Below are 9,408 nucleotides of genomic sequence, written 5' to 3'. Positions count from 1 at the left end.
CCTCCCCCTCGAGGTGACGCTCTTGTCCCCCTCCCGCCGTCGTCGTCGAGCCAGCCCCGCGTGGGAGGGTCGCCCGACCGTTCGCGTCGCGACGATCCCCGGCCGCGGGCTCTACGCCCGGCACCTCGGCCATCCCGAGGGGGTCGACGCGGTGCACCGGACGACGGTCGGCCCGCCGGGGGCCGCCCGGCCGCGCGCGAGCTTCGACCGGCGCTGGGTCGCCGAGAACGCCGCGGACGTCGACGTCGTCCACGTGCTGGGCCTGCCGTCGACCGCCGACCCTGCCGAGGTCGCGGCGACGGCGGAGGCCGTCCGGGCGACCGGGACGCCGCTGGTCGTCACCGGCTACCACCTCAGCGACCCGTCCGGCACCGACGCCGCCGGCCACGACGCCCGGATGGACGCGCTCGTGCCCCGGGCCGACGCCGTCGTGACGCTCACCGACTCGGCGGCCGAGGAGATGCGCCGGCGCTGGGACGTCGAGGCGCTCGTGCTGCCGCACCCGCACGCGGTCGACTTCGTCCGGATGCGCCAGCCCCGCCCGCAGTTCCGCGGCGACCGGTTGCTCGTCGGCCTGCACCTCGCGGCGCTGCGGCTGCCCGTCGACCCGGTGCTCTTCGTCGACGCGCTGACCCGCGCGGTGCGCGGCGTCGACACCGCGACGCTCGTCGTCCACCTCCACGAGACGGTCGTCGACAGCGGCTCCAACGCCTACGCGCCCGAGCAGGTCCGCGAGATCGAGACGCTCGTCGCGGCGGTCGGGGGCGCGGTCCGGGTGCACCGGCCGTTCACCGAGCCCCGTCTGTGGGACCACCTCTTCTCGCTCGACGTCTCGGTCGTGCCCGGGCTGTACGGCTCGCACTCGGTGTGGCCGGAGGCGTGCACCGACCTCGGCACGACGCCGCTGCTGCCCGCCGGGACGCACGCCGCGCAGCAGCGGCCCTGCCTCACGTACGAGGGACCGAGCGGCGCGGGCGCCGACGTCGACGCGCTCGCCGACTCCCTCGGCAAGGCGTTGTGGACCGCCCGCGAGCAGGGCAACGTCTGGCGCTCGGACCCGGAGCAGCGCTGGGCGGAGCGGGTGCGCGGCGCGGAGTCGCTGCGCGGGGTCTACGAGCGGCTCCTCGGGTGGGACCGGTGGTGACGCCGCTGCGCGGCACCGTGCCGGCCGCCGTCCTGGCCGGGCGCGCGACGCTCGCCGGGCGGGCGCCGGGCCTGCTGTGGCGACCGGGGCCGCCCCGGGCAGAGCGGGACGGGTCGCCGGCGACGTTCTCGCCGCCCGCCCGGCGCGGGGTGCATCCGGAACGGCCCGTCACGGCGAATGGTCAGCAGGCGTAGTTCTCCGGTGGCGGGCCGGTCACATCCTTGTGAGCATGTGACCAGCATGAGCGGGAGGCGCCCCGACGACATCTGCCGCAGACGGGAGGACCGACGTGGACGGAGTCACGGTCACACGGATCGGCACCCAGGTCGTCGTCCGGCTGTCCGGCGCCGTCGACGAGTCCCGCCGCGAGCGGCTGTCCGCGGCGGTCGACGAGGTCTCCCGGCTCGCCCTCCAGCGGGTCGTCGTCGACCTGGACGACGTGACGTCCGTCGAGGGCGCCGGCATCGACTTCATCGTCACGCTGCACACCCGCTGGCGGGTCAGGCTGCTCAACACCCCGGCCTCGGTGCGGGACCGGCTCCCCCGCCAGGGCCGGAGCGCCGCGGCCGCGGGTGCCGCCGCGGGGCCGGCGGCCGACGCCGCCGACGACCTCGCGTAGAGCCGCCGTCAGACGCTGCGGGCCTGCTCGCCGTCCGCGCCGATGTTGACGAGCACGTTGTCGATGAGCCGGGTCGTGCCGACCCGGGCCGCGACGGCGAGCAGCGCCTCGCCCCGGTACCACTCCGGGACGTCCTCGAGCGTCATCGGGTGCACGAGGACGAGGTAGTCGACGAGGCACAGCGGCTCACGGACGAGCACGTCCCGGGCGGCCCGGCGGACCGCGCTGGCCCCCTCGGGCGCGTGCGACTCCCCGGCCCCCAGGGCCGTCGGCAGCACGAGGGCCACCTCGCGGTCGAGCGGCGTGAGGTAGGTGTTGCGGCTGCTCATGGCGAGGCCGTCCGACTCCCGGACGGTCGGGACGGCGACGACCTCGCAGCCGAAGTCGAGGTCGCGGACCATCCGCCGGATGAGCAGCAGCTGCTGGGCGTCCTTCTGGCCGAAGTACGCGCGGTCGGGGCGGATGAGGTGGAGCAGCTTCGCGACGACCGTGAGGACGCCGTCGAAGTGGCCGGGCCGGCTCTTGCCCTCGAGCAGGTCGCCGAGCCGGCCGGCGCTCACACGCACGCCCGGGTCGCCGTCCGGGTAGACGACGTCCGGCCCCGGCGCGAAGACGACGTCGACGCCCTCGGCCGTGCACAGCCCGAGGTCGGCGTCGAAGGTCCGCGGGTACTTCGCGAGGTCCTCGTTGCGGCCGAACTGCAGCGGGTTGAGGAAGATCGTCATGACGACGTGGTCGGCCTCCTGGCGGGCCTGCCGCACGAGAGAGGCGTGGCCGTCGTGGAGGGCACCCATCGTCATGACGACGGCGACCGTGCCCGTCAGGGCGGCGCGGGCGGCCTCGAGCTCGGGCCGGGTCCGCACGACGACGGGCGGACGGGGGGAGTCGTTCACGCCGCGCACGCTACCGGTCCGGGGCCGGCGACGGCCGGGCCGGGCTGTGAGCGCAGACACCCTCCGCCGGTCAGCCGGCATCCGTGACGGTCGCGGTCAGTGTGGCCCCGGCGGGCAGCCCGCGGACGCCCTGCGCGCCGGGGAAGTCCTCGTCGTCGCCGGAGATGCGCAGCCGCAGGCGTTCGGTGCCCTCGACCGTCGTGTCCGTGCGGACCGGCACCTCGAGGGTCGCCGTGGTGCTGCCGGGCTGCAGCGTGGCCGAGAGGAACACCCCGAACCTCGACAGCGCCACGGGCCGGGCCGGGGCCGTGCGGCCGCCGTGCTCCAGGAGCCAGGCGGCCGGGACGTCGGCCGTGGTGAGCTCCGCGCCGCCGGCGCCGACGGGGGCCACGACCCGCGCGGACACGAAGAGCTCGAAGTCGCTGGGCCGCTGCAGGCTGACGGTCCACCGCAGCGTCCCGCCCTCGCGCGCGGACGCCGAGGGCGTCACGGTCAGCGCGGGGGTCGGGTCGTCGTCGCGCACCGCGAGCTCCCCCAGCCAGTCCCCGGCCACGGCGTCGTGCAGCCCCTGGGCGAACAGCGTCGTCCCGGTGAGGTCGAAGTCGTCGCGCCGGTCCCCGGCCAGCGTCACGCGGACGTCGAGCCGCCGCGCCCCGGCCGGGATCGTCACGATGCGCGGCAGCCCGGCGGGCAGCGACCCGCCGAAGGTGTCGCCGCCGATCCAGAACCTCGCCCGGGTCGTCAGCCGGCCGGTCACGGTGACGGGCAGCCGGACGGTCCGGACGCCGTCGCCCTCCGCCACCGTCACCCGGCCCAGGTCGACCCGGACGAAGGGCACCCGCTGCGCGGCGGCCAGCCCCGGGTCCCGGCCCCAGGCGTCGAGCAGGATGACCGAGCCCGTCGTCGAGCGCGGCAGCAGCCGCAGGCCCGTCACGCGGCGCAGGTCCAGGCCCTGCGCGGCGAGCGCGGCACGGTCGAGCCGGAGCCGGACGTCCTGCGCCCAGTACGTGCCCGAGCGGTCGGACGCCTTCGCCGCGGCGGCGGCCGGCAGCGCGGACACCGTGGCCGTCCCGACGGTGACGGCGGTGCCGTCCGCGTCGGTGAGGCGGACGGCGAACCGGGTCACCGGCGCGGCCGGCGGGACGACGACCCGCAGCTCGAGGTCGTCGGACCGCTCGATCGAGCGCGGACGGGCCGGCGTGATCGCGACCGACCCCGTGGCCGCCGTCCAGCGCACCTCGTAGGCCTTGCCGACCGGACCGCCGTGCCCGGGGAAGACGCCGCCCTCGAAGTGCGGCAGGGTGCCGGTGAAGTCGCGCGGGCCGCAGCGCCGGCTCTGCGTCGCGTCGGACACCTGGAGGTCGCACACCCGCAGCCGCGGGCCGCCGGCCGCGGACGCGGAGGCGTCGACCTCGGGCCGCACGAGCGTCCGGCGCCGGCCGCCGAGGTCGTGCGACAGCACGACGGCCCGGCCGACCGACGCGAGCCGGACGGCCGAGCCGTCGAAGACCGGCAGCGCGGCCGGGTCCCGCAGGGCCGTCGCCCGCGCGGCCGCGGCGACGTACGCGGCCCCGACGACGCGCTGCCGGGCCGCGGTGAGCCGGGTCGGGGCCCCGGCCCGGCACGTGGGGTCGTCGGTGTCGAACCAGTCGTCGCGGGCGTTGACGACGCCGAGCCCGGCGGTCCACTCGGCGTTGAACCACAGCACGTTCGCCCCGACGACGAGGACCGAGCTGCGCAGCGAGCCGTCGTGCGTCACGTCGCGCGCGTCGTCGACGAAGGTCTGCCCCTCGGAGAGGTGCTCCGCGTCGCAGGACGGCAGGACGACGACGACCGGGACACCGGGGGCGGGGTTGCGCCCCGACCCGCGCGGGGCGACGACGAGCTGGCCCTTGACGGTCCAGCGGGACCCCTGGTCCAGCGCGGCCGCCGTCGCGACCCGGTTCACCGTGTCGGCGCCCGTGGTGTGCCCGACGAGGAAGACCGTGCCGAGGTCGGGCCGGGGCCCCGCACGGACGGCGGCCGGCGCCGTCCGCCAGGACGCGCCGGACCGGGCCCAGCGCGCCCAGCGGGCCAGGTGCGCTGTGGCGACCGCCGCCCGCGCGGCGCCGGAGTCCGAGACCTCGAGGGTGTCGGACTGACCGTCGACCGCGGTGAGGTCGACCGACACCGTGATCCACCCCTGCGAGGCGAGCAGGTCCTGGGTCTGCCGGAAGCCGCGGTAGCTGGGCACCGGGGCCCAGCCCGCCGGGCACGGCCAGTCCGGCTCGGGCAGGAAGACGTCCCCGTCGGCGAGGTGGTAGCACGGTGCGAACCCGCCGTGCGCGAACAGCGCGAGCGGCCTGCGGCCCGGGGCGCCGACCGGTGACACGACGAGCGCGCGCATCGCCACGGGCAACGGCACTCCGCGGACCTCGAGGTCACCGAGCCGGTACTCCCCGGCGCGGGTGGCGTACGGGCCCCGCAGACCCGGGTCCGCCGACGCGGGCAGCACGGGGCGGGCGAGCGCCGCGCGGTAGGCGGCGTTCCCGCCGGGCGCGGCCGTCGCGACCGGGGTGGCGGCGTGCGCGGGCGGGCCGACCGCCGCCACGGCGGCGACCGCCAGCACGGCGACGGTTCTCGCGACGACCCCGGACCACGTGCGCTGCCTCATGAGCCCTCCCCCGGTGCCGCCGGAAGGCGCGCCCGGGGCGCCCCGTCGCGCCGCCGTCCTTCCGCTACCCGGAACAGTAGGAGCCGCGCACCGTCGTGTCCGGCGAACACCGGGGAAGATCCACTGCTCGCCGGGTGCGCGGGCCTCAGACGTCCCAGCGCACGACGACGCGGTCGGCCTTGCGGAACACCAGCCCGGCCGGCGGGGTCGACGCCGCGGTGTCGAGCCGGATCCCCGGCAGGTCGAGGATCACCTCGAGCGCGATCACGGCCTGCGCGCGGGCCAGCCCGGCGGCGACGCAGACGTGCGGCCCGCGGGCGAACGCGAGGTGCAGCCGGGCGTTGGGCCGGGCCGGGTCGTACCGGTCGGGGTCGGGGAACACGGCCGGGTCGCGGTTGGCGGCGCCGATCGAGGCCACGACGAGGTCGCCGGCCGGGACGGCGACCCCGGCGAGGACGACGTCGCGCGTCGCGTACCGGTCGACCCGGGCTGCGGCCGGCTCGAGCCGCAACGACTCCTCGACGGCGTTCTCGAGCCCGGACCCCTTGACCTGCAACGGGTCCGGGGCCGACAGGACGTGCAGGACGGCGTTCGCGACCATCCCCTCGACGGTCTCGATGCCGCCGAACATGAGCACCGCGGCGTTGGCCGCGACCTCGGCGGCGTCGAGCCCGTACGGCGGCCGCGCCGCCGCGGCGAGCATGCCGCCGGCCCCCGGGTCCTCGACGGTGCGCCGGACCTGGGCCGCGAGGTCCGCGGCGGCACGCGCCCCGGCCGCGCCCGCGGGCTCCCCGGCGCTCAGCGAGGACACCGCGGCGACGATCGCCGCGTACCAGTCGAGGACGACGCGCGCGTCGACCCCGGTCAGCCCGAGGATCCCCGTGACGACCCCGGCAGCGAGCGGGCCCGCGAGGCCGCGCCGCACCTCGACCCCGCCGTCGGCGCGCACCGCGTCGACGAGCGCCGCAGCGAGCTCCCGGGTCGCCGGGGCGCACTGCGACGCCACGAGCGAGGGCCGGAACCCGGCGGCGAACGGCCGCCGGTGCCGGGTGTGCTCGTCGCCGTCGAGGGAGAGCATGCTCGGCCCGACGACCGCCGCCGTCGTGAACCGCGGGTCGTCGACCGTGAAGGCGACCGGGTCGTCGAGCACCTCGACGACGGCGTCCCGGCTCGTCACGAGCCAGCCGTCGAGCGCGGGCACCCAGCACACCGGAGCCCGCTCGCGCAGCGCGGCGAGCACCGGGTACGGGTCGGACGTCAGCTCCTCGAGCGTGACGTCCGACCCGTCACGGGAGCGGTCACGGGCCGTCGGTCACCGTCCCGGTGAGGTCGGCGCCGGAGGGCAGGCCCGGGGTGCCGGGGTAGCCGGGGAACGGCTCGTCCGGGGCCGGGACGCGCAGCGACACCTGCTCCGCGCCCTCGACCGTGGCGTCGGCGGCGACCGGGATCTCCACGGTGCCCGTCGTCGCACCCGGCTCGACGAACGCGCCGAGGAACAGGTCGAGGTCCGAGAGCGGGACGGCCGGCACCGGCCTGGCCTCCAGCCCGGTCTGACCGAGCAGCCAGTCCTCCGGGACGTCGTCCGAGTCGAGCTCACGGCCCGGTGCGGCGACCGGCCGGACCAGCATGTCGACCGAGACGAACCGGTTGCTCGGGGCCGACAGCGTGACGGTCCAGACCAGGGAGCCGCCCTCGACCGCCGTCGCCGCCGGCGTGATCGTCACGTCCGGCGACGGGTCGTCGTCCGCGATCGAGAGCGCGCCGATCCAGTCGCCGCCGACGGCGTTGCGCACCCCGCGCGCGAAGACCGGGACCTGCAGCAGGTCCTCGTCGTCGAGGGTGTTGCCGACGACGGGGACGGTCACGTCGAGGTGCCGGGTGCCGGGGGCGATCCGGACGACCTTCGGCAGCCCGGCCGGCAGGGTGCTGGTCCCGAAGTCGGCGGAGCCGAGCCAGACCCGCGCCGTCCGGTCGATGCGCCCTGTGACCGTGATCGGCAGCCGGACGTCGCGGGTCCCCGCGTCGCCCTCCTCGACGGTGAGCCGGCCGACGTCCACGCGCAGGAACGGGACCTTCCGGTCGGCGGCGAGGCCGGGACGACGACCCCAGGCGTCGAGCACCCAGACCTTCCCGGTCGCGGACCGGGGCAGCACCTCGACCGCGACGACCTTGCGGAGGTCGAGGCCCGCCGCCGACGCCTTCTTCGCGTCGATCCGGACCCGGACCTCCTGGCCCCAGTACTTGCCCGGCATCTGCGTGGCCGGGTCGCTGCCCCCGGGCAGACCGGTCACGGACGCCTCGCCGAGCGTGAGCCGGGTGCCGTCGGCGTCGACCAGCCGGACGCCGAACCGGGCGCGGGCGGCGTTCGGCGGGGCGACGACCCGCAGCGCGAGCGTGTCGTCCCCGGCGACCGACACCGGGCCGGCGAGCCGGACCCGGGCGGCACCGCCGCGCCGGGACCAGCCGACCTCGACGACCTGGCGCACCGGCGCCCCGCCGACCCCGAAGAAGTCGAGCGGGAAGTGCGGCGTGGCCCCGAAGAGGGTGTCGTCGTTGACGCAGAGCCGGCCGGGGTCCGTCGCCTCGGTGTCGCACAGCCGGGCCCGGACGGTGCCGGTCGCGGTGACGGGCGACGTCGCGCCGGGCCGCAGCAGCGCGTCCCGGCGGGCGCCGAGCGCGTGGGTCAGCACGACGGCGCGCCCGGCGGACGGCGCCCGCACGGCGGAGCCGTCGAGCAGCGGCTCGGTCTTCGTGTCACGGCCGACGAGGACACGGGCCGCGGCGGCGACGTACGTGGCACCGACCGCGCGCTGCTCGGCGGGCGAGAGCCGGCCCGGGGCGGTCGCGCCGCAGGTCGGGTCCTCGTCACCGAACCAGTCGTCGAACGACGGGGCGACCGACTCCCCCGGCGTCCACTCGGTGTTGAAGAAGTTGTGGTTGGCGCCGAGAACGAGCACTGCGCTGCGCAGCGAGCGGTCGGTGGCCAGGTCCCGGGCGTCGTCGAGGTAGTCCTGGCCCTGGAGGTCGAAGACGTCCCCGTCGCAGTACGGCAGGACGACCGCGGTCGGGACGCCGGGCGCGGGGTTGCGGCCGAACGCCGTCGGGGCCAGCAGCAGCTGGCCCTTGACCTTCCACCGGGCGGCCGGGTCGAGAGCGCTGTCGACCGCGGCACGGTTGACCCCCTCGCCGCCGCGCGAGTGCCCGACGAGGAGCACCTTCGACAGATTCGGGCGCGGGCCGGCCCGGACGACGTCCGGCGCCGACGCCCAGGCGGCGTCCGACGCGGCCCAGGACGCCCAGCGCGCGAGGTGCGCCCGGACGAGCTCGGAGCGGGCGAGCGCACCGCCGTCGTCCGCGGCGAAGTCCTGCGCGTTGATGCCGTTCGCGCTGACCGAGACGGTGAGCCAGCCCTGCGAGGCGAGCAGCTCCTGGCTCTGCAGGTAGCCGCGGTAGCTCGGGACCGGCGCCCAGCCCGCGGGGCAGGGCCAGAAGGTGTCCGGGAAGGTGTCCGGGTCGCCGTCGACGAAGTAGCACGGCTCATGCCGGCCGTGCAGGAACAGCGCGAGCGGGCGCTTCCCCGACGCCCCGACCGGTGCCACGACGACGGCGGTCATCTCGACGGGCACGGGCAGACCGGTGACCGGCAGGTCGGCGAGCGTGTACTCGCCGGTCCGCGTGCGGTACGGGCCGGGCCGGCCGGGGTCGGCCGCGGCCGGGAGCGCGCTCTGCGCCGTGGCCGCCGGCGACGGAACCGTTGCGGCAGAGGGTTTCCGGGACAGTGCCGAGGCCCGGGACGACGAGGCCGCGACCGCGGTCGGGCCGGCGTCGAGCCGGCGGCCGGCGGCGACGAGCTGCAGCGACGACAGGTCCTTCACGGCACCGGCGTCCACGGCGAGCGAGACCGTCCTGCGGTCCGGGGACAGCCGGCCCGCGCCGAGGACGGCGCCGCCGGCGACGACGTCGAGCCGGGCGCCGCCCAGGGGCAGCGGCGTCGGGGACGTCCAGCGCAGCGTCGTCCCGCCGTCGGCCAGCGACCACCCGTCGGGCAGCGCGGCCGGCGTCGCGGCCGGCGCGGCGCGCAGCGCGACCCGACCGGCCG

General features: G+C 77.3%; 6 protein-coding genes. 2 read left to right on the top strand and 4 right to left on the bottom strand.

Annotated features, from left to right (window positions below; all coding sequences use genetic code 11):
* The coding region (locus EDJALFJO_RS12620; protein ID WP_233149831.1) for a hypothetical protein at positions 1 to 1,144 on the top strand (1,144 nt) is incomplete at its 5' end.
* 289 nt (positions 1,145 to 1,433) lie between these two features.
* A complete protein-coding gene (locus EDJALFJO_RS12610) occupies positions 1,434 to 1,763 on the top strand; it encodes an STAS domain-containing protein (protein WP_088285708.1) in 330 nt (109 codons plus the stop codon).
* Between the two features lie 8 nt (positions 1,764 to 1,771).
* Here EDJALFJO_RS12610 and panC read toward each other — a convergent pair whose 3' ends face one another.
* From panC to EDJALFJO_RS12590, 4 genes are all read right to left on the bottom strand, one after another.
* Complete coding sequence (panC, locus tag EDJALFJO_RS12605) at positions 1,772 to 2,656, bottom strand: pantoate--beta-alanine ligase (RefSeq protein WP_233149830.1); 885 nt, start codon at positions 2,654 to 2,656, stop codon at positions 1,772 to 1,774.
* A gap of 70 nt (positions 2,657 to 2,726) precedes the next feature.
* Positions 2,727 to 5,309 carry a hypothetical protein gene (locus tag EDJALFJO_RS12600; protein ID WP_088285704.1) on the bottom strand — a complete coding sequence of 861 codons (2,583 nt, stop codon included), beginning with the start codon at positions 5,307 to 5,309 and terminating at the stop codon, positions 2,727 to 2,729.
* Between the two features lie 145 nt (positions 5,310 to 5,454).
* Entirely contained in the window at positions 5,455 to 6,549 is a 1,095-nt protein-coding gene (locus EDJALFJO_RS12595) for a cytochrome P450 (protein WP_198950241.1), read from the bottom strand.
* Between the two features lie 58 nt (positions 6,550 to 6,607).
* Positions 6,608 to 9,408, bottom strand: a 2,801-nt coding sequence (locus EDJALFJO_RS12590; RefSeq protein ID WP_198950240.1) for a hypothetical protein, incomplete at its 5' end; no start/stop codon positions are given.

This window comes from Kineosporia sp. A_224 (assembly GCF_002198655.1).
Lineage (GTDB): Bacteria > Actinomycetota > Actinomycetes > Actinomycetales > Kineosporiaceae > R-H-3.
The sequence above is the reverse complement of the archived record's forward strand: the minus strand, read 5'-3'. Positions and strand labels throughout refer to the sequence as shown.